At 32.5% G+C, this 26,373-nt stretch carries 28 protein-coding genes; 6 read left to right on the top strand and 22 right to left on the bottom strand.

All coding sequences use genetic code 11. The features are described 5' to 3' along the window. Positions 1-24: 24 nt before the first annotated feature. Positions 25-2,835: a TonB-dependent receptor gene (locus tag NYQ10_RS06400; protein WP_289879387.1), complete on the bottom strand. Its 2,811-nt coding sequence runs from the start codon at positions 2,833-2,835 to the stop codon at positions 25-27. 270 nt (positions 2,836-3,105) lie between these two features. Here NYQ10_RS06400 and NYQ10_RS06405 point away from each other — a divergent pair, with 270 nt between their 5' ends. Then, entirely contained in the window at positions 3,106-4,206 is a 1,101-nt protein-coding gene (locus NYQ10_RS06405; RefSeq protein WP_289879388.1) for a DUF4407 domain-containing protein, read from the top strand. Between the two features lie 128 nt (positions 4,207-4,334). On the opposite strand, the gene NYQ10_RS06410 is transcribed toward NYQ10_RS06405, so the two are convergent. The 7 genes from NYQ10_RS06410 to ruvC all read right to left on the bottom strand — a co-directional run bounded on the left by NYQ10_RS06410 (position 4,335) and on the right by ruvC (position 9,211). Beyond that, on the bottom strand, positions 4,335-5,036 hold the full coding sequence (locus NYQ10_RS06410; RefSeq protein ID WP_289879389.1) for a PH domain-containing protein: 702 nt from the start codon (positions 5,034-5,036) through the stop codon (positions 4,335-4,337). Positions 5,037-5,115: 79 nt separating this feature from the next. Next, positions 5,116-5,487, bottom strand: coding sequence for an MmcQ/YjbR family DNA-binding protein (locus NYQ10_RS06415; RefSeq protein ID WP_289879390.1), 372 nt, complete (start codon positions 5,485-5,487; stop codon positions 5,116-5,118). A 73-nt stretch (positions 5,488-5,560) separates the two neighbouring features. Further along, positions 5,561-5,968 (bottom strand): GNAT family N-acetyltransferase, encoded by a 408-nt coding sequence (locus NYQ10_RS06420; RefSeq protein WP_289879391.1) that lies wholly within the window; start codon positions 5,966-5,968, stop codon positions 5,561-5,563. Between the two features lie 154 nt (positions 5,969-6,122). Further along, positions 6,123-6,902 (bottom strand): cyclase family protein, encoded by a 780-nt coding sequence (locus tag NYQ10_RS06425; RefSeq protein ID WP_289879392.1) that lies wholly within the window; start codon positions 6,900-6,902, stop codon positions 6,123-6,125. A gap of 54 nt (positions 6,903-6,956) precedes the next feature. Beyond that, positions 6,957-7,334: a GxxExxY protein gene (locus NYQ10_RS06430; RefSeq protein WP_289879393.1), complete on the bottom strand. Its 378-nt coding sequence runs from the start codon at positions 7,332-7,334 to the stop codon at positions 6,957-6,959. A 110-nt stretch (positions 7,335-7,444) separates the two neighbouring features. After that, entirely contained in the window at positions 7,445-8,590 is a 1,146-nt protein-coding gene (gene hemW, locus NYQ10_RS06435) for a radical SAM family heme chaperone HemW (RefSeq protein ID WP_289879394.1), read from the bottom strand. A gap of 66 nt (positions 8,591-8,656) precedes the next feature. Then, complete coding sequence (gene ruvC / locus NYQ10_RS06440; protein ID WP_289879395.1) at positions 8,657-9,211, bottom strand: crossover junction endodeoxyribonuclease RuvC; 555 nt, start codon at positions 9,209-9,211, stop codon at positions 8,657-8,659. Between the two features lie 112 nt (positions 9,212-9,323). Here ruvC and NYQ10_RS06445 point away from each other — a divergent pair, with 112 nt between their 5' ends. Continuing rightward, a complete protein-coding gene (locus tag NYQ10_RS06445; protein WP_289879396.1) occupies positions 9,324-10,268 on the top strand; it encodes a hypothetical protein in 945 nt (314 codons plus the stop codon). Then, positions 10,265-11,368, top strand: a complete 1,104-nt coding sequence (locus NYQ10_RS06450; RefSeq protein WP_289879397.1) for a glycosyltransferase family 2 protein — start codon at positions 10,265-10,267, stop codon at positions 11,366-11,368. Before NYQ10_RS06445 ends, NYQ10_RS06450 begins: the two co-directional genes overlap by 4 nt. A 2-nt stretch (positions 11,369-11,370) precedes the next feature. Here the strand turns inward: NYQ10_RS06450 and NYQ10_RS06455 are convergent, their stop codons facing one another. Continuing rightward, positions 11,371-11,856, bottom strand: coding sequence for a hypothetical protein (locus tag NYQ10_RS06455; protein ID WP_289879398.1), 486 nt, complete (start codon positions 11,854-11,856; stop codon positions 11,371-11,373). Positions 11,857-12,011: 155 nt separating this feature from the next. Between NYQ10_RS06455 and NYQ10_RS06460 the strand changes: the two genes are divergently transcribed. Together NYQ10_RS06460 and NYQ10_RS06465 are read left to right on the top strand one after the other, a co-directional pair. Then, on the top strand, positions 12,012-12,512 hold the full coding sequence (locus NYQ10_RS06460; RefSeq protein WP_276175463.1) for a DUF456 domain-containing protein: 501 nt from the start codon (positions 12,012-12,014) through the stop codon (positions 12,510-12,512). A 266-nt stretch (positions 12,513-12,778) separates the two neighbouring features. Then, complete coding sequence (locus tag NYQ10_RS06465) at positions 12,779-13,381, top strand: DUF937 domain-containing protein (protein ID WP_289879399.1); 603 nt, start codon at positions 12,779-12,781, stop codon at positions 13,379-13,381. A 67-nt stretch (positions 13,382-13,448) separates the two neighbouring features. On the opposite strand, the gene NYQ10_RS06470 is transcribed toward NYQ10_RS06465, so the two are convergent. The 6 genes from NYQ10_RS06470 to NYQ10_RS06495 all read right to left on the bottom strand — a co-directional run bounded on the left by NYQ10_RS06470 (position 13,449) and on the right by NYQ10_RS06495 (position 18,937). Next, positions 13,449-14,357 carry a pseudouridine synthase gene (locus tag NYQ10_RS06470; RefSeq protein ID WP_276175461.1) on the bottom strand — a complete coding sequence of 303 codons (909 nt, stop codon included), beginning with the start codon at positions 14,355-14,357 and terminating at the stop codon, positions 13,449-13,451. A 309-nt stretch (positions 14,358-14,666) separates the two neighbouring features. Next, positions 14,667-15,623: a geranylgeranylglycerol-phosphate geranylgeranyltransferase gene (locus NYQ10_RS06475; protein ID WP_289879400.1), complete on the bottom strand. Its 957-nt coding sequence runs from the start codon at positions 15,621-15,623 to the stop codon at positions 14,667-14,669. A gap of 60 nt (positions 15,624-15,683) precedes the next feature. After that, complete coding sequence (locus NYQ10_RS06480; protein ID WP_289879401.1) at positions 15,684-16,274, bottom strand: DUF502 domain-containing protein; 591 nt, start codon at positions 16,272-16,274, stop codon at positions 15,684-15,686. 66 nt (positions 16,275-16,340) lie between these two features. Further along, complete coding sequence (locus NYQ10_RS06485) at positions 16,341-17,279, bottom strand: mevalonate kinase family protein (RefSeq protein ID WP_289879402.1); 939 nt, start codon at positions 17,277-17,279, stop codon at positions 16,341-16,343. A gap of 308 nt (positions 17,280-17,587) precedes the next feature. After that, on the bottom strand, positions 17,588-17,806 hold the full coding sequence (locus tag NYQ10_RS06490) for a hypothetical protein (protein WP_289879403.1): 219 nt from the start codon (positions 17,804-17,806) through the stop codon (positions 17,588-17,590). A 30-nt stretch (positions 17,807-17,836) separates the two neighbouring features. Further along, complete coding sequence (locus NYQ10_RS06495) at positions 17,837-18,937, bottom strand: diphosphomevalonate/mevalonate 3,5-bisphosphate decarboxylase family protein (RefSeq protein WP_289879404.1); 1,101 nt, start codon at positions 18,935-18,937, stop codon at positions 17,837-17,839. A 151-nt stretch (positions 18,938-19,088) separates the two neighbouring features. On the opposite strand from NYQ10_RS06495, the gene NYQ10_RS06500 reads away from it, so the two are divergent. Beyond that, positions 19,089-19,565, top strand: coding sequence for a TspO/MBR family protein (locus NYQ10_RS06500; protein ID WP_289879405.1), 477 nt, complete (start codon positions 19,089-19,091; stop codon positions 19,563-19,565). A gap of 40 nt (positions 19,566-19,605) precedes the next feature. Here NYQ10_RS06500 and NYQ10_RS06505 read toward each other — a convergent pair whose 3' ends face one another. The 7 genes from NYQ10_RS06505 to NYQ10_RS06535 form a co-directional block, all read right to left on the bottom strand. Further along, positions 19,606-20,328: a hypothetical protein gene (locus NYQ10_RS06505; protein ID WP_289879406.1), complete on the bottom strand. Its 723-nt coding sequence runs from the start codon at positions 20,326-20,328 to the stop codon at positions 19,606-19,608. Continuing rightward, on the bottom strand, positions 20,329-21,048 hold the full coding sequence (locus NYQ10_RS06510) for a hypothetical protein (protein ID WP_289879407.1): 720 nt from the start codon (positions 21,046-21,048) through the stop codon (positions 20,329-20,331). Between the two features lie 10 nt (positions 21,049-21,058). Further along, the gene (locus NYQ10_RS06515; RefSeq protein WP_289879408.1) at positions 21,059-21,781 is read right to left on the bottom strand and encodes a hypothetical protein; all 723 of its coding nucleotides are present in this window, start codon (positions 21,779-21,781) and stop codon (positions 21,059-21,061) included. A gap of 102 nt (positions 21,782-21,883) precedes the next feature. Further along, positions 21,884-22,531: an HAD family hydrolase gene (locus NYQ10_RS06520; RefSeq protein ID WP_289879409.1), complete on the bottom strand. Its 648-nt coding sequence runs from the start codon at positions 22,529-22,531 to the stop codon at positions 21,884-21,886. Between the two features lie 6 nt (positions 22,532-22,537). Continuing rightward, the gene (locus NYQ10_RS06525; protein ID WP_289879410.1) at positions 22,538-23,746 is read right to left on the bottom strand and encodes an NAD(P)/FAD-dependent oxidoreductase; all 1,209 of its coding nucleotides are present in this window, start codon (positions 23,744-23,746) and stop codon (positions 22,538-22,540) included. 150 nt (positions 23,747-23,896) lie between these two features. After that, the gene (locus tag NYQ10_RS06530; protein ID WP_289879411.1) at positions 23,897-24,574 is read right to left on the bottom strand and encodes a glycerophosphodiester phosphodiesterase; all 678 of its coding nucleotides are present in this window, start codon (positions 24,572-24,574) and stop codon (positions 23,897-23,899) included. 115 nt (positions 24,575-24,689) lie between these two features. Next, entirely contained in the window at positions 24,690-26,357 is a 1,668-nt protein-coding gene (locus NYQ10_RS06535; RefSeq protein WP_289879412.1) for an alpha-amylase family glycosyl hydrolase, read from the bottom strand. Between the last annotated feature and the right edge of the window lie 16 nt (positions 26,358-26,373).

Consider the following 26,373-nt stretch of genomic DNA (forward strand, 5'->3'; position numbering starts at 1 on the left):
TTAAGAATTTTTAAAAGTCGTATGTTACAAGTCTAATTTCAATCCGAAGTTGTAACGAGCTTGGTAATATTCAGCTTGTTTTGTATGTGCTGCAACTCCTTGGTAATAACGTAACGGTTGGTTTGTTAAGTTGTTAGCTTCAGCAAAAACTCGTAATTGTTTTGTAATTTTATAAGAAGCATTTGCATCTAAGAAAAACTGCTTGTCGTAAAAACTATCTTTATAAGACTCAGAACCTAATTCATCTAAATAATCAGATGTAAAGTTTGTAGAGATTCTTGCAGAAAAACGTTTGTTTTCCCAAGATAAAGATCCGTTAAACATGTGTGGTGCAGTACCTGGAAGACTAATGTTGTTTCTTTCATTTCCATCTTCATCGGCAATTCCGCTTGCTTTAGATTTTGTGTAAGTATAGTTCAAGTAGATACCAAAACCTTTTAAGAATTTACCTGGCAAGAAATCTAACTGACGTTGTAGAGCAACTTCAAATCCGTAAACATTAACATTGTCTCCGTTTCTTGACTGTAAGAAAGACCAGTTTTCTCCCGCTGGAATTGGGTTTGACTGATTTGGAAAATCTGCAGCAAATTTCGCATCAGTATATTGATTGTCGCTGTAGTTGTAAATGAAATCATTTAATCTTTTGTAGAAAACACCTCCAGAAATTAAACCAACAGATTTGAAATAGTTCTCTGCCATGAAATCATAGTTATATGCATATGTAGCTTTAAGACCTGGATTTCCAGCTGTAATTTCTTTATCTGCAGCAATATTGTTTACGTAAGGCGCTAGTGCATAATAGTTTGGTCTAGCCAAAGCTGTTGTAGCTGCAGCTCTTAAAATTAAATCTTTTGTAGCATTGTATTGAAATGAAATACTTGGCAATACATTTGTGTATGAGTTTGTATTGTTGATTTTGCTTTCTAATTCTTCCTCGTCTAATACGCGGTTTCCTGTATAATCAATATGAGTATTTTCAACACGAACTCCCATTACCATTGAAAGTTTGTCATTAAAATCCTGATCCCATCTTACGTAAGCAGCAGAAATTCTTTCTTTAGCATTATAGTTTACTGCTAAATATTCAGCTGGATCTGTTTCTTTTTCAAATAAAGAAGCGTTGTTTAAATCTAAACCTCCTAAATAATTTGCCGAAGCAAAAGTTCCAGGTACATATTGACTTCCAGGGTTAAAACCTTGTCCGTCAAAATAACTTGTTGGAACTTGTGATAAGAATTCCATATCATTGTTTAATGGAGTATAAGAATAGAACATATTGTTTCTTTCTTTTTCTTTCAAACGAAGTCTAAGACCAGTTCTCAATCTTCCTTTTTCTCCAGCAATTACAGAGAATGGAAAACGGATGTTTACTTTAGCTCCAAATTCACTTTCGCTAGTTTCGTCTGTATTTTCAGTAACAGAGTCAAATTCGAATTGATCAAGGGCTTCTCCAGCAGTTGTCATTAAAGGAAATCTTGGGTTAGATAAATCCTGAAACATTTCTAAACCAGTTTGACGGTATTCGATGTAACGCTCACCCGGACGGTATTCTCTAGCTTTTGCATAGTTTGCAGACCAATCCAAATCTAAAGTAGAATTGATTAAATGTTCTCCGCGAAGAGAATAATTCTGAACTCTTTGATCTTCTAATCTTCTGTTTTTGTTTCTGTTATTATCTAAACCACCTTTTGTCTGACGTTTTACACGACCTTCAAAACCTGTGATTTCTTCGCCATTGTAAATAGGCTCAATATCATCATAAGTAGTTCTGAAACGATTTTCTCTATCGTCTCTCCAGTTGTAGATGGCATTACCAAAAATCGTATTGTTTTCGTTGAATTTATAATCTAAAGCAATAGATCCGCTTCGACGAATACGCTGTACATCATATTTTCTAATTTCTGAAGCTTGTAAATATTCATTTCCGAAATCATCTTTTACCCATTCGTTTTCGATGTTATCAGAACCATAATCTACATTGTTGTAAGAACCGCTCACAACAACTCCTAATTTGTTGTCGATAAAACGATTACCGTAAACGAAACCAGCAGTATAAGAAGCGTGATCGCGAATTGGTAAATATCCTCCCGCAAGAGTTGCAGAAATTCTTTCTCCGTTTGGAGTTGCTCTTGTAATTAAGTTTACAGAACCTCCAATCGCATCAGCATCCATGTCAGAAGTAAGCGTTTTATTTACTTCGATTGTAGAAATCATATCAGAAGGAATTAAGTCCATTTGTACGTTTCTGTTGTCTCCTTCAGCAGATGGAATACGGTCACCATTTAAAGTTACAGAGTTTAAAGACGGAGCCAAACCTCTAATAATAATGTTACGAGCTTCACCTTGGTCATTTTGCATTGTGATACCAGGAACACGTTTCAAAGCATCTCCAACGTTAGCATCTGGGAAACGTCCCATTTGATCAGAAGAAATTACGTTTCCGATATTTTTGTTGTTTTTTTGCTGATTCAAAGCTTTTGCCTGACCTTTTAAGATGTCTCCAACAACAACTTCTTTCAGTTCGTTTTCAGAAGCTTTCAAGGCAAAATCAATTACGTTGTTTTTTCCTTGTTCAACTTTTATCTCTTGAGTTAAAGTAGTATATCCAATATATTTTACTTCAACTTTGTAAGTTCCTTCATTAATATTTAATAATTCGAAACGACCGTTATAATCAGAAACGGTGTATTTTTTCTCTCCTACAATTTGAACCATAGCTCCAGGCAGAGGAAGTTTGTCATCAGCGTCTAATATCTTTCCAGATATAATCGCTTTCTGGGCAAAACCTGTAAAGGCGAATAAAAAGAATGCGGTTAATAAATAAAATTTTTTCATTGTGTGTGTTTAGTTTGATTTTTCGTTTGCGAAGCTAGAACCCTATTATTACTAAACTCTTGAAAAAAAATTAACATAGTGTTATGATTAAGCGCTTGATGTTAGTATTTATTAATCTTTAAATAACATCAAAACCATCAAATAATTGATTCCCAACGAAAAGAAAAATAATATTTTAATTGTAATTGAAAATTTGGCGTTAAATTTGCCGTATCACACGAGCCCGTAGGGCGAACTGACGAAGTAATCATCAATCAAAAATCATCAATCATGTTAAAACAATTTTTTATCCTATGTTCAGGAGTCGACCGAGATCTCTTGAAAGACTGTTCAGAAGGCGAACAAACCAAATATGTTGGTATTGGCGCTACAGTATTCTTTACAGCAGTTATGGCTTTTCTAGCCAGTGCTTATGCGCTTTTTACTGTTTTCGATTCTATTTATCCCGCTTTAATTTTCGGATTTGTTTGGAGTTTATTGATTTTTAATCTTGACCGTTTTATCGTTTCTACGATTAAGAAAAGAGATCGTTTTATGGACGAATTTCTGCAAGCGACTCCTCGTATTATATTGGCAGTTATTATTGCAATTGTAATTTCTAAACCTTTGGAAATTAAAATCTTCGAAAAAGAAATCAATACCGTTTTGTTGAAAGAAAAAAACGAAATGGAATTAGCGAATAAAAAGCAAATCGGAACGTATTTTAAAACAGATTTAGATAAAAATAAAGCAGAAATCGCAGCTCTTAAAGCGGATATTGTAAAGAAAGAAAAAGAAGTAAACGCTTTATATTCAACTTATATTACAGAAGCAGAAGGAACGGCTGGAACTAAAAAACTTGGAAAAGGCCCAGTTTATAAAGAAAAACGCGAGAAACACGACGCAGCTTTAAAAGAATTCGAAACGCTGAAAAAAGCCAACGAAGCCAAAATTGCCGAAAAGGAAAAAGCAGGCGTTCAGCTTCAAGCCGATTTAGATAAAAAAGTTTCACAGACACAACCTATCATAGAAGGTTTCGACGGACTTATGGCGCGTATCAATGCCTTGAACAAACTGCCTTGGCTTCCGTCATTTTTTATTATGCTGTTGTTTCTAGCAATAGAAACTTCTCCAATTATTGCCAAATTATTAGCTCCAAAAGGAGAATTCGATTTCAAACAAGAAGAAGCCGAAACCGCAATGAAAGCTACTTTATCGCAAAATAAATACCAACGCGATTTATTAGTGAAAACAAGCGCCGAAATGCACGACAAAGTATACGCCGATATTGCAGAAGATAAAGGTTTATTCGATTTACAACGAAAGAATGCAAAAGAACTTCTGGAATTGCAATCTCATAAATTTGTAGAAAAACAGAAAGCGACACTTTAGTTTATTTAACCGCAGAGAACGCAAAGGCATTCGCAAAGTTTTTATAAAAGAAAACCATCAGTTTATAGCTGATGGTTTTTTCTTTGTGAACTTTGCGTAAAATCCTTGCGTTCTTTGCGGTTAGATTATTACATATAACTTAAAATTTCTTTTTTGTAAGTATCATATTCTCCTTGCATGATTAAACCATTGTCAAGAAGTTTTTTGTAATTCTGTAATTTATCAAAAAGTTCTTCTTTAGATAAATCGCTTAATTTACGCTCTCCAGTTGGTTGTGTCGGAAGCGGTTCATATGTTTCTGTAACAACTGGCGCTGCAGGTAAAATTTCAGCAAAGCTTGTAACTTCTTCCGTTTCTACTTCCTCGATTTCATCTTCGAATTCTGGTTCTGCTTCTTCAATAATTTCTTGAATTGGCGTTGCAGTCTGAACTGGATTTTTTAATAAATCTAATTGTTCTTTAGCGTAAGTATAAATTTTTCTAGCCTGAATTTTCGGAATATAATCGATTGAAACAGCTAAATCAGTTTTAGTGCCAAATGAAAATTCAGAACCTAAAATGTTTTCTTTTACAAAAGTGCTTGCAATATCATCCCAAGTATAATCTGTAAAATCCATAGAAAGACCTAAATTTTTAGGTTTACAGATAATGATACGCTTGTTTGTTAATACAATGCTGTCTGGAAAAACTGTAATGGCAGGTTTTTTTTGAACTGCGATGTACCCAACTTCTTCACCTTTCATCAATAAATCGTTAAGTTTTGAAGTGATTTTTTCAATCGCTTTTGGATCTTGTTCTTCGTTAAGAAATTTTTTAAATTGTTCTTTCATCTTTTAAGGTTCTAAGTTACTATCCCGAAGCCTCGGGACTAAGTCGCTGAGTTTTTTACTAACGCTACAAATGTAATGCCTAATTTTCTAATTCGATAATTTCATTTTGAATTTTCTTTGTCAAACTTTTGAAAACCAATTCATACGAATGATCGATCAATTCCTTGATAAATTTCAAAGGTAAATTTCCATTTAAAGCAACCGTATTCCAATGCACTTTACTCATATGAAATCCAGGTTGTATTTCGTCATATTCGGCTCTGAGTTCTTGTGCGCGGTCTGGATCGCATTTTAAATTGACCGATTGCTCGTTCTTTTCCCATTGAGAAAGGGAAGACAAAGCAAACATTTTTCCGCCTACTTTAAAAACCAAAGTATCTTCATCAAAAGGAAAATGTTCGCTAACACCTTTTTTAGAAAGACAATATTCGTAAAACGTTTCTAAATTCATATTATAAAAGTTGTTATTCAACACGAATTACACAAAATTTACTAATTGGATTGTTTCGTGTCAATTAGCTAAATTAGTGTTTATTAACTATTTTTTCCATCATCTTTTCAGGATGATTCAGTTTTGTAAATCCGAATTTCTCATATAAAAAATGCGCATCGGTTGTTGCCAATCTCCAGATTTTTACTTGTTGCAGTTGAGGTTCCTTCATCATCGTTTCAATTAAAATCGACGAATATCCTTTTCCACGATATTTTTCATCAATAAAAACATCCATTAAATAAGCAAAAACTACATAATCGGTTATGACACGCGCAACGCCAATTTGCTTGTCATCCAAATAAATTCCAAAACAAACTGAAGCATCAATAGTTGTTTGCACTTCTTCAATAGTTCGTCCCGCCGCCCAATAAATGTCTTTTAAAAAGTTTTGTATAAAAGGAACGTCAAGTTTGGTTTTATCTGTTGAAACACTAATCATATTGTTTAGTTTTTTTTGCCACAAATTGCACAAATTTTCACAAATTATTTTGTAGAGATAAAAGTTTACAAATGATTAAATCTTTGACAATCATCTTAATCTGTGGCAAAATGAAAAAGGAATTTGTGAGAATTTGTGTAATTTGTGGTTAACTTTAAATCTTATATAAAATCGGTTTTGATGGGCTTGCATCATTTTCAAACGAAGCGATTTGAAGATTTAGTATATAATTTCCATCTTCAATTTCGTCTGAAACATAAATCATTTCGGTAATTGTTGCATTTAATCTTGCGTCAGAATTTAGATTATGCGTGTCTTTTACATTCCAAAACGCTTTATGTGCCAATAATTTCCCTTCGTCATGTTCTTTATCAACACTTGGTAAATCGATCAATAAATGCTGAATTTCGCTTTCGCGGATGAAAATCGCAGCGTCTTCAGATAAATACGGAGGATTTGTATTAGAGTATTTTCTTGATTTTTTTTCGTTTTGATTTGGAAGAGTCCGAATTATTAGCGCTTCGTTTGTCACGCTGAGCGATCCCGAAGCCTCGGGAGAAGTGCTCAAAGCATTTTCAATTAATTCTTTTGTAATCACAAAATCATCATCAATTTTATCAGGTTCAACCGTAATCAATTTTGCAAAAAAGAAAAACTGTTTCAACGATTGATTAATACTATAAAAATCATTCGTAATATGTCCTAAACATTCCGTGTGCGTTCCATGCCCATGCGGGTTGAAGAAAATATTATTAAAATTTGTAGATGATTTTCCTTCCGAAACTTTTCCAATCCAATCACCAAAAACTACAGGTTCAATTACTGGTTTTTCAATATACCAAGCAATCGGATTTTCGTCTGTGTTTGTTAAAGGAATAGAAATATCAATAGGTTTTGATAAGTCGATTTCGAAGTTGTTGATTTTTGCTATCATGTTGATTTAACCGCAAGGTTCGCTAAGTTTTACGCAAAGGGCGCTAGGATTTTTTTAAAGATTGTTTGCTATTCTTTTAACTCCATGTTTTAATAATGCGACATTAAAATTCATCAATAATCCTAGTTTGCAATTTGTTAGTTTTAAGTAAGTCAATAGTTGTGCAAAATGTACATCATTTAAACAATCAACCGCTTTGATTTCCAAAATTAGTTTATTTTCTACTAAAATATCTAATCGATAACCAACATCTAGTTTTACTTCTTCGTAGATTAAAGGTAGGGCTTTTTGTTTTTCAACAAATAAACCAAGTTTTCTTAATTCATAAAAGAGACATTCTTCGTAAGCACTTTCTAAAAGTCCAGGTCCTAAAGTTTGATGAACCTTCAAAGCCGAATGAAACACAATACGTGATAAATCATTTTCTGACATGAGTAATTAATTATAAAAACTCAAATCTACGGTTTAATTCTATTTATTATGGATTTATTCTTACAAAAAAACAATAGCGTTCTTTGCGTAAAACTTAGCGAACCTTGCGGTTAAACCTCAGAATCTAGATAAAATAAATCTGAAGCAATTCCATCCGTTAAAAATTTTCCTTTTGGAGTTGGTTTTAGAATGTTGTTTTCGATTGAAAGCAAATCGTCGTTTAAGAACTTTTGAGATTGTTCTAATAAATAATTCAAATATTCAGAACCGAATTCTTTTTCAATTCTTTCTAAAGAAACACCCCAAATCGTTCGTAAACCTGTCATAATATATTCGTTGTAACGATCTGAAATAGTCAATGTTTCCGTTTCAATTGGAAGTTCATTGTTCTGAATCGCTTTTAAATACAATGAATTATTAGCGATATTCCAACCTCTTTTTACACCGTCATAACTATGAGCCGAAGGTCCAATTCCGATATATTTTTTGCCTAACCAGTAAGCCGAATTATTTTTAGAGAAATAATTTTCTTTACCAAAATTCGATAATTCGTAATGAATAAAATCGTTTTTCTGAAGCATTTCAACCAAAATCATAAAATGATTCGAGGCTACTTCATCTTGAAGTTCAGCAACTTTTCCTGTTTGAATTAATTTACTTAAAGCAGTTTTTGGTTCAACCGTCAAAGCATAACTCGAAATATGCGGAATGCCGAAATCTAAAGCCGTTTGAATATTTTGTTTCCACATTTCATCGGTCATTAGCGGAATTCCGTAAATCAAATCGAGCGAAATATTATCAAAATACTTTGTCGCTTCTTCCAGACATTTTTTGGCTTCGGCCGAATTATGCGCGCGATTCATCATCTTCAAATCATCTTCATAAAAAGACTGAATTCCAATGCTTAATCTGTTTATCGGACTTTTAGATAATTCCAGAATTCGTTCAGCAGACAAATCATCTGGATTTGCTTCGAGCGTAATTTCTGGATTTTCTACAACTTTATAATTCTTATAAACTTCAGAAATTAAAAAGTTTATTTCATCATTTGATAAAACCGAAGGAGTTCCGCCTCCAAAGTATATCGTTTCAATGATATTGTCATCCTGAGCGGAGTCGAAGGGTTTACGCATGCCAATTTCTTTAGCCAAAGCCAAAACCATTTCGTCTTTCTTTTTCATCGAAGTAGAAAAATGAAAGTCGCAATAATGACAAGCTTGCTTGCAAAAAGGGATATGGATGTAGATACCGCTCATTTTTTAGTGTTCAGTTTTCAGTCTCAGTTTTCAGTCTCAGCTACGATTGAAAACTGAGACTGAAAACTATTTTTTTACCCGTTCCTCATTCTGTTTCACAAAAGCATCCCAACCCGAATAACTTTTTCCTGCAACAATTTTTCCGGAATTAAAATGATGACAAACCGCTGCAGCTAAACCATCTGTAGAGTCGAGATTTTTAGGTAATTCTTTTAAACCTAAAAGCTGTTGAAGCATTTTAGCAACCTGTTCTTTGCTGGCATTACCGTTTCCGGTAATCGCCATTTTTATCTTTTTAGGTTCGTATTCTGTAATAGGAATTCCTCTAGAAAGTCCCGCAGCCATGGCAACACCTTGCGCGCGACCAAGCTTTAACATCGATTGTACGTTTTTGCCAAAGAAAGGCGCTTCAATCGCAATTTCGTCTGGACAATGCGTTTCGATTAATTCGATTGTTCTTTCAAAAATGATTCTTAGTTTTTGGTAATGATTATCGTATTTGGAAAGTTGCAGTTCGTTTAATTGCAAAAATTCCATTTTTTTATTGGTTACTTTAATCAAACCAAAACCCATAATTGTGGTTCCAGGGTCAATGCCTAATATGATGCGTTCTTGTGTCAAGAGAGTTTTTGTTTCAAGTTTTTTTGTTTCAAGTTTCAAGTTCTGAAAAATGAAACGATTCATTTTCTCATTTTCAAATTGCCACATTCTCAAATTCAATTACTTTTGCGGCATGATTTCAATTCCTCACAAAGCTAAGCAATTCCTTGTTCTTCTGATCAAACTTTTGATTGTTGCAGGTGCATTTTATTTTATTTACAATCAGCTGGCAAATAACGATAAGTTGGACTGGAATAAGTTCATTGTTTTGTTTCAAAAAAACCAATCGGTTTTAGGAGTTGGCTTTATTCTGCTTTTGAGCGTTTTGAATCGATATTTTGAGATTTTAAAATGGCAGAATTTGGCGCAAGTAATTCATAAAATATCGGTTTACGAAGCTACAAAACAGGTTTTAGCCGCTTTAACAGCAGGAATTTTCACACCAAATGGAGTAGGAGAGTACGCAGGAAAAGCATTGTATTATCCGAAATCGGAAGCCAAAAAAGTGGTTTTCTTAAACTTAATCTGCAACGGAATCCAAATGATTTTGACAGTTATTTTTGGAATCTTCGGATTACTTTATTTTAATGCTCAATTTAACGTCATTACAACAAAAACGGTTTTAATATTATTTGACGGATTTTTACTAATTCTGATTGTTTTATTTTCAATCAAAAAAATAAAAGTAAAAGGATATTCGATTGAAAAACTGATTCATAAAATCAATGAAATTCCAAAATCAATTCATCAAAAAAATATATTTTTAGGCATTTGCCGTTATTTGGTTTTCTCGCATCAATATTACTTTTTGTTTTTAGGTTTTGATGTCGATCTGCCTTATTTAACTTTAATGGCGGCGATAACTTCTGTTTATTTTTTGGCATCGTCATTGCCAACTTTTCAGTTTTTAGATTTTGCCGTAAAAGGAAGCGTAGCCATTTATTTCTTCGGAATTATTGGCGTAAACGAATGGATTGTCATTTTTATAAGCACTTTAATGTGGTTTTTAAATGTCGTTTTACCAGTTATTTTGGGAAGTTATTTTGTGCTGAATTTTAAAACAAAAACTGCAGAATGATTTTTGGATTATTTTCCATATTAGCAATTTACATGTTTAGCATTAGTTTGCTTATTTATGGATTTTTTAAAGTCAAAAACTATCAGAATAAAGGGTTAGATCCAAAGACAAGTTTTACAATTATAGTTCCATTTCGAAACGAAAAAGAAAATCTTCCGATACTTTTAGAAAGTTTTTCGAAACTAAATTATCCAACTCATTTGTTTGAAGTAATTCTTGTTGATGATGCTTCAAGTGAAAAATTTTCATTATCAATTGTTAATTATCAATTATCAATTATAGACAATATTCGTTTTTCAAAATCTCCAAAAAAAGATGCCATTACAAACGCAATGCAGCACGTAAAAACCGATTGGGTAATTACAACCGATGCCGATTGCATAGTTCCAGAAAATTGGCTTTTAGCTTTTGATAATTATATTCAAGAGCATAAAGTTTCGATGCTGGCTGGTGCTGTAACTTATCTTTGTAAAAATTCATTTCTAGATCATTTTCAGCAATTAGACTTAACAAGTTTGCAAGGTGCCACAATTGGAAGTTTTGGAATTAAGAAAGGTTTTATGTGCAACGGAGCCAATTTTGCATACACAAAATTATTATTTGAAAAGTTAAACGGTTTTGAAGGAAATGACAAAATTGCCAGCGGAGATGATGTTTTCTTGCTTCAAAAAGCAATTGAAAAATTCCCAAATGAAGTTCATTATTTAAAAGCAGATGAAGCAATTGTAATTACAAAGCCAACAGAAAACTGGAGCGTTTTATTTTATCAAAGAGTGCGTTGGGCAGCAAAAACAAGTTCGTACAAAAGTGTTTTTGGAAAGTTTTTAGGTTTGATTGTTTTCTCCGGGAATTTAAGTTTTGTACTCGGATTTTTATTTCTCTTTTTCGGAATTTGGTCTTATCCGATTTTTGTATTTTTTGCTTTTTCTAAATTTTTAGTTGATTATGTTTTACTTTATTCAACCAATAAATTTTTAACCCCAAATAAAATTAAAAGTCTTTTGCTGAGTAGTTTATTGTACCCTTTTTTTAGTTCTACAGTGGCTTTTTACAGTTTATTTGGTTCTTATAAATGGAAAGATCGCCAGTTTAAAAAATAAAACTACTTTTCGTCTTTAGCTTTAAGAATAACAGGAAGAATAAATTGCGTTTTTACTGGAATTCCGCGTTTTATAGCAGGATTAATTTTCGGAAAATCTACTAAACGGGCGTGCAAAATACTATCAATTTTTATAGTATCATAAGCCACAGAATCTTTAGGAAACTGAGGTTCAAATTTCATTGTAGCATTCGGAAACACAGTTACTTTAACTTCAATTGTATCCAATTCAGGATATAAAATCGATAAAGTATCAACGTTTAGTTTTTCTTCTATAAGAGTCGACATTACTTCAAAAAAACATTGCTGACGCAGTTTTCTATCTGCGATTTTTTCGCAATTAGGTAACGATGGATATTCGTCAACTTCTTTCCAGTTGATTGATTTTAATTCCTTTTGAAGTAATTCTTTTTCAGACGGAATTTGCTTCTCAAAATATTGACAAGAATTGAAAAGGATGCAAATGAAAAAAGGGAAAAACTGCCTCAAAGTTTTAATGTTGAATGAATAAACAAAAATACAATTATTTTTTTGGGAAACTTTCTATTGCTTTGAATCTTCTCATTTTCAAGACCACATTTTTGAAAATTTGCGCAATAGAGATTAAAATGCTAATTTGTAATAACAAATTTATCAAAATTTATATGGATTTACTACTAGTTTTGCTCGGATTTATCTGCATGATTGTTGGAGTTTTTGGCAGTTTTTTGCCTGTTTTACCTGGTTTGTCAAGCTGTTGGGTTGGTTTGCTTTTGCTTTATTTAACGAAAGCAGTAGAAAATAATTATTGGGTTCTGGGAATCACTTTTGTTCTAATGGTAATTATTACAATTTTAGATTATGTTATTCCATCTCAAGGAACTAAACGATTTGGCGGAAGTTCTTATGGAATTTGGGGAACAAACATTGGTTTAATTATCGGGATTTTATCTCCGCTTCCATTTGGAGTAATAATTGGACCTTTTGTTGGAGCATTTTTTGGCGAATTACTATACGACTCAAAAAATCATAAAAGAGCTCTAAAAGCAGCCACAGGATCGGTACTCGGATTTTTGGCATCTAGCTTTATCAATTTTCTGTTTTCAATTGTTTATCTAGGCATTTTTTTAAATGTTTTGTGGGAATATCGAAACATTTTATTTTAATTGTGTAACAAATTTTGATCGAGATTATTGTGTTAAAGAAAAAATTATGATTTTTTTTATATTTTAATTTGATAATGAAAGTGTTGTCTTTACAGGTGCTCGCAGGTTTTTGCTGTTAACAATTGGTTATTAAGGCACTAATTTTTTAACTTAATTTTTGGAAATGTTAAAATATTTTATATTTTTATCACGATAAACGATAAAAAGCCTCACTTTGTCGATTATTTTAAACGAGTATAAATAATCATTTTTTTTAAGTTATGAGTATGACCCCCAACCTACAGATTGAACTTAGACGCTTTATTTCTTCAAATGTTGTCTCCAAGTTAAACAAGTTTTATTTCGAGAACGATGCGCTTTTAATAAAAGGAATTGACGTTTCAATAGGAACAATTTTAATGGGACTCTATAATAAAGCCGAAGAATCTGATTTTTACTCCGAAATAGTTGCAATGGTAGAAGAAGATTCTACTTTTTATCAAGAAGTCGATTTTAATGCAGGCAGAATTTTATCAGTAGACGATTGTTATCGATTGGAAGGAAATGATTTGTTGAAAGAATTATTCTCAAACAAAAAAGGAAGAATTTCAGAAATGATTTCAAACGAAGTCGGAATCAAAAGCGAAACAGCCAGAGAAATACTTAACTTTTCGGCACTTCTTGTAATCTCTTATTTAAGATCTAATCTTCAGTTATTAGAAAGCTTAAAACTTCTTTTAGAAGACCAAAAAAGAGATATTTTAAACAGTATTCCGCCCGGAATCAAAATTATCCTAGGTTTTTCAAGTTACGAAACAGTTGAAGAAAAGAACCAATCTATCGGAAGATCAATATTTACACTTTTCGGACATAACTTTTTTAGTTTCTAAAATAAAAAAAATCCCATTTTCAGAGAAAACAGGATTTAATATAATTTTGAATTTGAAAAACGTCGTATTAAACGTTTTTCAAATTGATAACTTCTTGATCTGTCAAAAAGCGCCAGTTTCCTCTTGGAAGATTCTTTTTCGTTAATCCTGCAAAAGAAACGCGGTCGATACGTAAAACATTGTATTCTAAAGATTCGAAAATAGAACGAACCACTTTTACGTTTGCTGTACGCAATTTAAGTCCCACTTCACTTTTCGGTTCATTATCAATATAGCTTACTTCTTCAACAGAAACGCGGTGTCCGTCAAGAACCAAACCTTTGCTGATTTTTTCTAAATCCTCAAATTTCAAGTTTTTGTCTAAAGAAACCTGATAAATTTTAGACGATTTCTGATTCGGTAAAGTAAACTTACGAATCATATCGGTATCATTTGTAAACAACAATAAACCAGTTGTGTTTTTGTCCATTCTTCCAACAGCAGCAATTTTTGCATTTGTTGCACCACGAACAAGTTCTAGAACGTTACGAAATTCTTGACCTTCGTCAAAAGCAGTCGTAAAGTTTTTAGGTTTATTCAATAAGATATATTCTTTCTTTTCTGGAGTAAGAGTTACACCGTCAAAGTTTACAACATCATTAATTTTTACCAAATATCCCATTTCGGTAATAACAGTTCCGTTAACTTTCACGTTTCCAGACTGAATATAAATATCAGCATCACGACGAGAACAAACACCAGAATTAGAGATGTATTTGTTCAAACGTATTTCATCTGAAGCTTTTTGTCTCTTTGCGGGTGTATTTTGTTTTCTGAATTTTTCAGCAGCAGCTTCCTGCGCCGCTTTCACTTCAGGTTTCACTTTTTTAGGCCCTTGAGCACGTTTTGCCATAGGAGGTTTTGGCTTACTAGAGTTTGATCTTGAGCTATTTGGTCTAGATCCGCCTCTTTTATTATTGCCTTCCTTGTTGTTCATAAAATCATTAATTTGTGCAAAGATAGGTTTTTCCTGCTAATAAAACTTAAGTTCAATGTTGTTAGATTGATAGCCATAACTTTTTGATGAATTTGAAGCATCACAATCGGCATTTTTCTAAACATGGATTCCCGCTTTCCGTTCCAATTTTTTATTTTTTAAAGAAAAAAATAAAAAGATTTCTCCCGAAGCTTCGGGACAATCGGGGCTAAAATTCAAACAATTGGCTTCTTTTAAATATTTAGCATTAAAAATTGCATCAATTCGCAAAGAAAAAATTTGCAAAATCTGCGTGAAACAAAAAAAGCTTTAGTAATTAGAAATCAATTCTCTACCATGCCACAAAACGCTAGGATTAATCAAAACAATACAGAAAACCCCAGAAACAATCAAGAATTTCAAAAGATTATGAAGTTTTAAAAATTGTTCTTTAGAATCTGATTTCCATAAAAAAATCAGGAAAAAAAGTAAAACGCCAAAGCAGACATAAAAATAGATATCCATATAACCAACATCATAAACATTGACTAAAATGTAAACCGGAAATATGGTAGAAATGGTCAGACCAGTAATAATCTGTTTCGATATTTTTTCGCCATAAATTACAGGAATCGTTCTATAATTATTTACTAAATCACCTTTCAGATTTTCTAAATCTTTTATCATTTCACGAATCAGTAAAAGTAAGAATAAGAATACCGCGTGAGCAGAAATAACCACAAAATGGCTCATATGATTTTCTATATCTTCAAACGAAATCTTATTGTAGAAATATAATAAAATCGCAAAAAACGGAGTTACAGCGAGCAATGCCGACATTAAATTTCCGATAATTGGATATTTCTTTATTTTATGAGAATAAAACCAAATCAAGAAAATATATGCAGAAAAGAATAAAAAAGCGCGCCAAGAAACAATAGAAGCCATTAAAACCGCCAAAAAGTTTAAGCTAAAATAAACCGTTAATTTCGTTTTCTGACTAATCAAACGATCCAGCATTGATTTATTTGGTCTGTTTATTAAATCCTTCTGACTGTCGTAAAAATTATTGATAATGTAACCCGAAGCAATTGTTATCGCAGAAGCAAAAACAATTAGAAATAAGTAAAAATCAAGAAGAATATCAAGTGCTCTAATTTCTGGTGCCAATATAAAAATCGCCGATAAATACTGTGCTAAAACGATAATTGGAATATTGTAACCTCTAACCACAGAAAACAGACTAACAATTTTCATTATCAAAAGTTTGTGCTGTCTGCTTAACATAAATAAAGTTTGTAAAGGTTTAGATAAGGGAAGTTAAAGGATATTTTTGGTTTTAAAAATTTAGAGTTTGTTTTTTAACAATTCTTTAGAGCCAAATCCTAATTTTCTGATGCACGCCAAGGCTTGTTTTTGAGTCATGTCGATTTCTTTAATGTCTTTTTTTTCTACAAAAACCACAGATCCGCTCCACGGATTTGGAGCATCTGGAACAAAAACTGTAAAATTGTTTTCGTCAATTTGTTCTATTAAAAAAGCAAATTGTAAACCAGCATCAGTAGGAACTAAAATTACTTTTAAGTCATCTTTAGATTCAATTCCCATAATGTTTTCATTCATGCTTTTCATAAACGAATAACCAGGAACAAAGCTTAAAATACCGTCTTCTAGTTTTTGAATCAATTCTCTAGCTTTTGCAGTTCTTGCTAATAAACCTGCTAAAAAACAGATTACTATTATAATTAGAATTCCGATTAGTTCTTGAAGTGCCAATCCTAAAACCTTAACTTTTGGTAAATTATTTACAAGCGGAAGTGTGACTTTTTGAATAATGCCGTATCCTTTTTCAAGAATAACAAGCAGAACCACTAAAGGTGCTAAAAAAAGAATTCCTCCTAAAAAAGTTGCTTTGATTATTTTAAAAATGCTTTTCATAATAAATAACTTTTTAGGATGAAAACTTATAAAAATCTACTCAAATAACTTCGGCTTTTAAGTGTATTAAAACTGGTAAACTACTTCTAATTTATAATCTTTCAGAGAGGCTTTTGCACGTTCTAAATCTTCAGTAAAACCAAGAATATAACCACCTCCGCCAGAACCGCAAAGTTTTAGGTAATAATCATTAGTGTCAATTCCTTGTTGCCAGATAGCATGAAACTGTTCTGGAATCATTGGTTTGAAGTTGTTTAAAACAACTTTAGAAAGTTTTTTAGTATTGCTGATCAAAGACTTCATGTCGCCATGCAAAAAGTTGTCGATACAGACATCTGTGTATTTTACAAATTGGTTTTTTAGCATTGCGCGGAAACCTTTGTCTTTTAAGCTTTCCATAAAAATGCTAATCATTGGAGCAGTTTCTCCCACAATTCCAGAATCTAACAAAAACACAGCGCCTTTTCCGTCAACACTTTGTGTAGGAATTCCTGTAGTCTGAATATTATCTTTAGAATTGATTAAAATCGGAATGCTCAAATAACTGTTTAATGGATCTAAGCCAGAACTTTTTCCGTGAAAAAAGCTTTCCATTTGAGAAAAAACATTTTTTAAATGCAATAATTTTTCTCTTGTTAGATTTTCTAAAACCGTAATTTTATTTGTAGCATATTTATCATAAATAGCCGCTACAAGAGCGCCGCTGCTTCCAACACCGTATCCTTGCGGAATACTAGAATCGAAATACATTCCGGTTTCGACATCATTTTTAAGATTTTCTAAATCGAAAGTAACCAAATCTGGCTGCTGAGTTTGTAAAACTTCAAGGTAAGAAGCAAAACTTCTTAAACTTTTGTTTGAGGCAATGGCTTCATCTGAAGGCTCTTCAGATTTTTTCAACGCGCCATTGTAAAAGTTATAAGGAATAGCAAGCCCTTTTGAATCGCGGATAATTCCGTACTCTCCAAAAAGTAATATTTTTGAATAAAATAATGGTCCTTTCATGATTTATTTTATGTCTTTCTTAATTTTATTTGGGTTTTGTCTGGTGTCGAAAATATTATGAATTCTAATTTCGTTTGCACTAAAACTATACAAAAGGCTAGATTGTTTTGTTATGACACATTTTCGATATCTTTTATTTACAGATGATTTTGGAAAAATTTCAGGATTCATCTTTATTATGGAAACTGCTTTTTCAAACTTGACAATAAACATCTTTTTCGATTTTTCTGACCACCTTGCTTCGATGAAAGTTAAAATGGAGTCTAAATTTCCTTCAGCTGTTTTTGAAAAATTTACTCTAACATTCACTACCTATATTTTTTCATAACATCGTCATAGCTTGTAAATTCTCCTCTGTCAAACTCTAATTCACTTTTAGCTATATCTGCTTTTTGCTCATTAGTCAAATCATCCCACCAATCTTTCTGTTCTTTTTTGAAAATTTTTCGAATAGATTTTAAGATAACTGGATTTTCTGTTTCAGCTAACAATTTTATTAATTCGAGTTTTTCTAATTGAATGTCCATAATCAAAAATTTAACTAAAGATACGCAAAATTATAATGCGATCGCACCCTCTCCAATTTTGTCGCAAATGTATTGACTATTCTGACAAAATACAACTAATTCGTCTTGAATAAATTGTAATACTTTTTCGGTAACGTTTTCGGGATAAAGCACATGCACATTTGCACCAGCATCAAGCGTAAAACAAACAGGAATCTGAGTTTCATTTCTGAATTTCCAGATTGCATTTATGATTTGCAGCGTGTTTGGTTTCATTAAAATAAAGTATGGCATCGAGGTCATCATCATGGCGTGCAAAGTCAATGCTTCACTTTCTACAACTTTGATGAATTCTTCCAGATTTCCATTTTCGAAAATAGTAATTAATTTATCCAAGTTTTCGTGCGCTTGAGCAAAACGTCTTTCAGCGTATGGATGATTATGCATTAAATCGTGACCAACGGTGCTTGAAACTTGTTTTTCGCCTTTATCAACCAATAAAATGGTATCTTGATAATTCTTGAAATTTTCGTGAATTGTATAAGGAAATTCAACTCCAAATAAATCTGTACTTCCTTCAATATTTGCTTGATCGCCCCAAACTACCACATTTCCTTTTACGCTTCGGCAAGCACTTCCTGAACCTAAACGAGCAAGAAAAGAAGCTTTTTGAAAGAAATAATCATTTGTCATTTCTGGATTTAGTTTTCTTTCTAAACTCATAAAATTCATTGCCAAAGCCGCCATTCCAGATGCTGAAGAAGCGATTCCAGAACTATGCGGAAAAGTATTTTGAGTATCAATAGTAAAATGATAATCTTTCAGAAACGGCAGATAAACTTCAACTCTTTCTAAAAACTTCTGAATCTTTGGTTTGAAATCTTCTTTTGGTTTTCCTTCAAAAAGCAAATCAAAAGAAAAAGCATTTGTCCCGTTGAGCGGAGTCGAAGCGTCTTTCTTTTCAAAGCCTAATTTCGTAATCGTTTTACAATTATTCAAAGTAAAACTTACTGATGGATTTGCTGGAATTTGGTTGTCTTTTTTTCCCCAATATTTTACCAATGCAATGTTGCTTGGAGCGCTCCATTCAAAGTTTCCGTTTTCTATTGTTGAAGTATATTTATTTGGAATAAAATCGGCTGCTGTAAACATGAAATATAAAATTTTGGCAAAGATAACTTTTTCATTTTTCCACCATATAAGTTATCTAAGAAATTATAAGCGGGTTTTAATAAATGAACTTACATTACTTATGTGGTTTAAACTTTTCTTTTGACTATTTTTGAATTCAAAATTTAATGCAATGAATAAGTTCGTAAAAATCGCAATAGCTTTAGTAATTTGTTTAACAGTGGGATATTCTGCAAGTTTAGTGACAAGACCAAGTATTGAAACTTGGTATGTTGCGCTAGAAAAACCAATTTTTAATCCGCCAAATTGGATTTTTATGCCTGTTTGGACTGTTCTCTACATTTTTATGGCAATTGCGGCGGCTTTAGTTTGGGACAAAATTAAAGTGCAAACCGAAAAAGTAAAAACGGCGCTTCTTTTCTTTTTAATTCAGTTGACTTTAAATGCCATTTGGTCTTATTTATTCTTCGGTTTAAAAAATCCGATGTTGGCTTTAATCGAAATTGTGCTTTTATGGCTGATGATTTACGAAACGTATTTGAAATTCATTAAGATAAATAAGATTTCAGGATATTTATTGATTCCGTATTTATTTTGGGTTGGATTTGCAACGGTTTTAAATGCTAGTATTTGGTGGTTAAATAAGTAAGTTTTGTTTCAGGTTTCAAGTTGTTTTGTTTCAAGCTTAGCTACTTCAAAGTCTTAAACTCTTCATTTTTAATATAAAGGAAATCCATTATTTCGAAATCATTTGATTTCTTTAAAAGAGTTTTAGATTTTGGATCGGCATTACAAAAGTTTAAGAAAATTTCTTTTTCTTCAGGTTTTATTTTCAAATTTTTGATGAAAAAATCTGGAGGAAAAGAAGCGATGACAAGTTTTTTAAAACGGTCATCACGAGGCTCAATTTTTTTCTTCGGTTTATCAAAAATGGGATAACTGAAATCTAATCCATTTTTAATTCTACCGTCATAAACATTCACTTTTGAAGTTACTTCGTCAAATTGTTTACGATTTTTAATCTCCTTTATTTTTTCCTTATTATTGGCGATATTTTTAATTTCTTTTTTATTAAAAACAGATCTAGAAACTACAACATTATCCAATTCTTCGGCTTTTGGAGTCATTTCAACAATCAAATTGTTTTTTTCTAAATCTTTCAATATTACTTTTAATCTTGTAAATAAGTAATCTTTTGAAAAAAATAACAAACTGTCTTTCTCTTTTACTAAAATTGAAAACTCTCCCAATTCATTTGTTCTTGTACTTGTTTGGGCAGTTTTATTAATTACTTCAACTTTGTCAAGCGGAATGTCTTGCGAAATAACTTTTCCGTTTAATACTTTTTCGGTTTGAGAAATGGAAAGTTGATAAGTGAAAAAAGAAATAGTTGTGAGTAATTTTACTTTCATTTAATGGCTTTTAGTTTTTAATTCCTGAAACTCTTTGTTTTTGGTAAATAAAAAATCCATTGTAGCCAAAACATTAGGTTGTTCTAAAAGCATTTTCGATTTCGGATCTGAGTCGCAAAAATCAATAAAAAGTTCTTTTTCTTCGGGCTTTATTTTTAGATTAGTGATGAAAAAATCTGGAGGACAAAAAGCCATTACCATTTTTTTAAAACGGTCGTCGTCAAGCTCGATTTTTTTCTTCGGCTTGCCTTTTAAAGGAAATGAAACTCGAAGCCCTTCTCTAATTGTATTATCATTAACTCCCGTATTCCAGAATAAATCTTTGGCCTTTTTGTCGATTAAAACATCTGCAACAGCATCAGCATCAAACTTAACTTGATCAAATTTGACTTTAGTTATTACAACTTCATTCAATTCTTCAGGTTTCAGTATCGCATTCACAATTAGATTATTCTGATTTATATTCTTCTGAGAAATTTTCAACCTTGAGAAAAAAGAATCTTTATAGAAAAAAATAAGACTGTCCTGCACTTTTGCTAAAATCGAAAACTCCCCCAATTCATTTGTTCTCGTGCTGGTTTTGGCAGTTTTGTTAATTACTTCGACTTTGTTAAGCGGAATGTTTTGCGAAAGAACTTTTCCGTTCAATACTTTTTCGGTTTGAGAAATACTTAATTGATACGTGAAAAAAGAAATTGTAGTAAGTAGTTTTAATTTCATTTAATGGCTTTTAGTTTTTAACTTCAGAACCTAGTTTTTTGAATTCTTTGTTTTTAATATGTAAAAAGTCCATTGTATAAAGTAAATTTTTTCGTTCTACAAGATTTTTTGCCTTCGGATCGGCGTCGCAAAATTGTAGAAACAAATCTTTTTCTTCAGGATTTATTTTTAAGTTATTCGTAAAGAAATCAAGTGGAACAGTAGCTTCAGCCAATTGTTTGAAATTTAATCCTTTCAATTTAACAGTCTTATTTTTTTTATCCTTTTTTCTAAAGAAACTGAAAATAGCCATTAAATCTGCTCCATTTACAATACCGCCAGTGTAAACGCCGGGATTAGATATTGGCGGTCTTGGTATTATTGTAGAATTTTCGTCCGCAGGGCCAATATGAAGAGGTTTTATGTTGGTGAGGACAATTTCATCCAGTTCTTCAGGTTTCAGAATCATATTTACAATAATATTGTTCTGATCGATATTTTGCTGTGAAATTTTTAATCGTCTGAAAAAGTAATCTTTAGAGAAAAAAAGTAAGCTGTCTTTTGGGCGAACCAAAATTGAAAATTCTCCTAATTCATTAGTCCTTGTACTGGTTTTGGCAGTTTTATTAATAACTTCTACTTTATTAAGCGGAAGATATTGTGAAAGAACTTTTCCGTTTAATACTTTTTCGGTTTGAGAAATGCTCAATTGATAAGTGAAAATAGAAATTGTGGTAAGTAATTTTACTCTCATATAGGATTAATTAGTTGAGAGTAAAATTATTAGAATAGTCTTAATGAAAACTTACGGAATATGTAAATTCTTGTTAATTGTTTTATGGAGTGACTGAAAACTTTACAATATAGCAATTAATTCTTGAGCATTGTTTATAACCACTTTTGCACCGCTGTTTTTCAATTCATCTTCAGTTCTGTAACCCCAAGTTACACCAACAGGAAACATATTAGCATTTACAGCCGTTTTCATATCGATATCAGAATCGCCTACAAAAAGGATTTCTTCAGGTTTTAAATTCCATTTTTTACTGATTTCAATCGCTTCAAACGGATTTGGTTTCTTAAGCGCTTCTGTACTCAACCCAATTGCTGTATCGAATTGTTTTGGAAATAATTCATAAGCTATTTTCTTCGTCAATTCATCAGCTTTGTTGGAGAAAACAGCCATTTTAATATTTTGCGAAGTCAGTTCTTCAAGCAGTTCAACAATTCCATCATAAGGTTTTGTTTTCAACGTACAGATTTTAGTGTATTCATCGACCATACATTCAAAACAACTTTCGATTTCATCATCAGAATTGTTTGTTTCTGGTAAAGCTTTGCTGACGAGATTTCGTAAACCACTTCCAATAAAATATTGATAAGTATCGTAATCATGTGTTGGGTAACTTAGAGCGGTAAGCACTTTGTTCATTGCATCTGAGATGTCGTGTAATGAATCTACGAGCGTTCCGTCTAAATCAAAAATAATTCCTTTAAATTTCATTTTGTATTAAATATTTTGAGCCAGAATAAACCCGCTTGTCCAGGCATTCTGAAAATTAAATCCGCCTGTAATGGCGTCTATGTTTACGATTTCACCAGCAAAATAAAGGTTTTCGTGAATTTTGCTTTCCATGGTTTTAAAGTTGATTTCCTTTAAATCTATTCCGCCAGCCGTTACAAATTCTTCTTTGAAAGTACTTTTTCCGTTTACTTTGAATTCGGCTTTTGTTAATTGTGAAGTCAAATTCTGCAATTGAATTTTAGATAAATCGGCCCATTTCGTTTCAACTTCAATTCCTGAAGCGAGAACTAGACTTTCCCATAAACGATTTGGAAAGTCAAAAGGAGATTTTTTAGAAACAGCTTTTTTAGCGTGTTCTTGTTTTAAGTCTTTTAGGATTTTTTCGGCATCTTCAAAATCAACGTCATTTAACCAGTTCACAAAAATGGTAAACTGATAATTTTTATCGTGTAAAATGCGTGCGCCCCAAGCCGAAAGTTTTAAAATCGCCGGACCGCTTATTCCCCAATGCGTAATTAACAATGGCCCTGCCGATTCTAGTTTAGTATCTTTTACTTTTACCGTAACTTTTGCCGCAACGCCGGGTAATTCTTTAATTCGAGAATCTTTGATGTTGAAAGTGAATAGGGAAGGAACGGGGCTCACAACAGCGTGTCCGTGTTCCTGAAGCATTTCCCAGATTTTAGGATTGCTTCCTGTTGCCATTATTAATTTTTCGGTTGCAAAATTGTCGCTTTGCGTGTCAATTTTCCAATGATTTTCTTTTTTGAAAATGGATTGTACACTTTGACCTGTAAGAACTTTTATGCCTAGTTTTTCAGTTGCTTTTAAGAAACAATCAATTATGGTTTGTGAAGAATTGGAAACTGGAAACATTCTTCCGTCTTCTTCGATTTTTAATTCTACGCCATGTTTTTCAAACCATTCGATAGTATCTCCAGAACAAAATTGGTGAAAAGGTCCGCGAAGTTCTTTTTCTCCGCGGGGATAAAACTTTACTAATTCGTTGGGTTCAAAACAAGCGTGTGTAACGTTGCATCGTCCGCCGCCAGAAACACGAACTTTAGAAAGTACTTCTTTTCCTCTTTCTAAAATGGCGATTTTCAGTTTCGGATTTTTCTCTGCAATATTAATTGCGGTAAAAAAACCTGCAGCGCCTCCGCCAACGATGATTATGTCGAAATTTTTGATCATATTTTTTTTGGTTGCCACTAATTACACGAATTGGCACTAATTTTTTTATTTGCCACAGATTAAATAGATTAAAAGGATTTTAAATCTGGGACTTGCTAAATTAACTTTGTCAAAGTTTTAAACTTTGACAAAGTTTCTCGTGATGCATTTTTATATTTTATCTGGATTATCAGAGATAATTCCATTTACATTGTAACTTTTTACTTTTTGAATGTCTTCTTCTGTGTTTACTGTCCAAGGGAAAACTAAGAATCCTTTTTCTTGAATTTCCCGTACATTTTCTGTATTTAATAATTGAAAATCAGGATGTATGGCTTTTGCTTTTATTTTTTCGGCGAAAGCCAAAGCAGTATCTATATTTTCTTCTGTTAAAACGCCAATAGCAATTTTTGGATTTAGGTTTGAAGTTTCTTCCAACATATTCCAATCAAAACTTGAAATGATAAAATTATCGTATCTCCATCCCTTTTCAGAAATATATTCTTCAATTAACGAAATAACTTTACTCGGAGTTCCTAAACCTTTTAATTCGATATTGATTAGACATCTTTTGTCAACCAAATCAAAAACTTCATTTAGAGTTGGGATTTGGTATTTTCCATTAATCAAAAATGATTTTAATTCTGCTAAAGTAAAATCATTGACTAAACCTTTGCTGTTAGTAGTTCTGTCGATAGTTTCGTCGTGAATTACAATAATATGTTCGTCAGAGCTTAAATGAACATCGAGTTCAATTCCGTCTGAATTTAAGTCTAAGGCTTTTTGGAAAGCTTGTAAAGTATTTTCAGGTTCGTAGGCTTTGGCGCCTCGATGTGCAATTTTTAGCATTTTGCAGTGTTTTTTCTAACCGCAAAGGTCGCAAAGTTTTACGCAAGGTTCGCAAAGTTTTTTATAATCTTTGCGAACCTTGCGATTTTCCCTTGCGACCTTTGCGGTTAAACTTTTAGATCAGTTCGAGTAAAACAATATCAAAATCATTATCAATAATCACTTTTCCATCAATTACTTCGACTTCTTGATTCGAGTAAGCATCTTTGAGTTTAGTTCCGTTTGGGAAAACATCGCCAACGGGAAGTTCTTTTCTGCCTTTTGGTAAATCTACTCCCATAACAACTTTATCAGTAAAAGTGCCTTTTGTAAAAATTCTTGAAAAAGTGTAAGGATACGGATTAATCAGTTTGTGAACACCAGCTCCGACCGCAGGATGATTTCGTCTAAATTGACCTAATTTCTGCCAATGTAAAAGTATTTTCTGTGTTTCAGGATTGTTCTGAATATCCTCCCAATTCATATTCGAGCGTAAAGTAGCATCGCCATTTGTTCCTTCAACAACTAAAGAACGATTCGATTCATCGCCATAATAAACTTGAGATATTCCTGGAGAAAGCAAAAGTTTAGTTCCCGTTTCGAAACCTTTTGTTCGATTCGCATCAAAAGGCTGACCATCGTCGTGCGAAGACATATAATTAAGGACAGAATAGCCTTTTAATTCATTATTTAAAGCGTTCGAATATTTAGAAAATAAACCTTCATGATCGTTTTGAGCGGCATTCCATTTAAATTCAAAATTAATCATGCTGTTGAAGCCATTTTGAAAATAATTTACTTTTCGATCTCCAAAATCATAATCCTGTCCGCCGCTTATTCCGTAACCGTAAACTTCTGCAATGGTATAAAACGGATTTTGATCTAAAACCTGCATCGGATGATGTTTTTTCCAAGTTTCAAAAGCGTATTCACATTCCTTTTTAAAGTCAGCCCAAACGCCTTCTTCAGTGTGTTTTACCGTATCAGCGCGATAACCGTCAATTCCAAATTCTAGAATATAGTCAGTAAGCCATTTTATGATGTAATATTTTGGAGTTCTTGGATAACCTGTTCTTTTGAAGAATTCATTCAACGAAGCAGTTTCTTTTTCGTAACGGCCTTCTTTTTTCCATTTTTCAATTAAAAGAGGAGGGAGTTCAACTTCTTGTACACTTTCAGTTCTAACATCTGGCAGATTTTCAACCAAAGTACACATTGTTGTATTTTCGAATGATTTGTAATCGCAGACAACGCCAGTTCTTACCCAATCAGAAGGCCAAACGGGATCTTCTGGAGTTACTGGTCCAGTATGATTAATTACACCGTCAAGAATGATTCTGATGCCTTTTTCGTGTGCTTTTTTTACCAGATTGGCTAAATCTTCTTTGGTTCCGAAATTTGGATCTAAAGCCGTCCAGTCTTTTGCCCAATAACCGTGAAAACCATAACTCAATCCAGTTCCTTCGTCAACGCCGTCGTGAATTTGTTCTACAATCGGCGTAAGCCAAATGGCATTTATTCCTAATTTTTCAAAATAACCTGATTCGATTTTTTTAGTGATTCCGATGATGTCACCGCCTTCAAATCCGCGAAGTTTTCCTGGAGTTTTGGTTCGGTTAAAATTCACATCGTTTGAAGTATCTCCGTTGTAAAAACGATCTGTAAGTAAAAAATAAACATTTGCTCCTTCCCAAACGAAAGGTGTTTTCGAAGTATTTTCGTTATTCATTGTAACTGATTTTGAGCCAGAACAGCTCAATGTTAAGTATACTAAAGATAAAAAAAGGAAAGTGCATTTTTTCATTTATTTCAAATTTAAC

Source organism: Flavobacterium johnsoniae (genome assembly GCF_030388325.1).
Classification (GTDB): domain Bacteria; phylum Bacteroidota; class Bacteroidia; order Flavobacteriales; family Flavobacteriaceae; genus Flavobacterium; species Flavobacterium johnsoniae_C.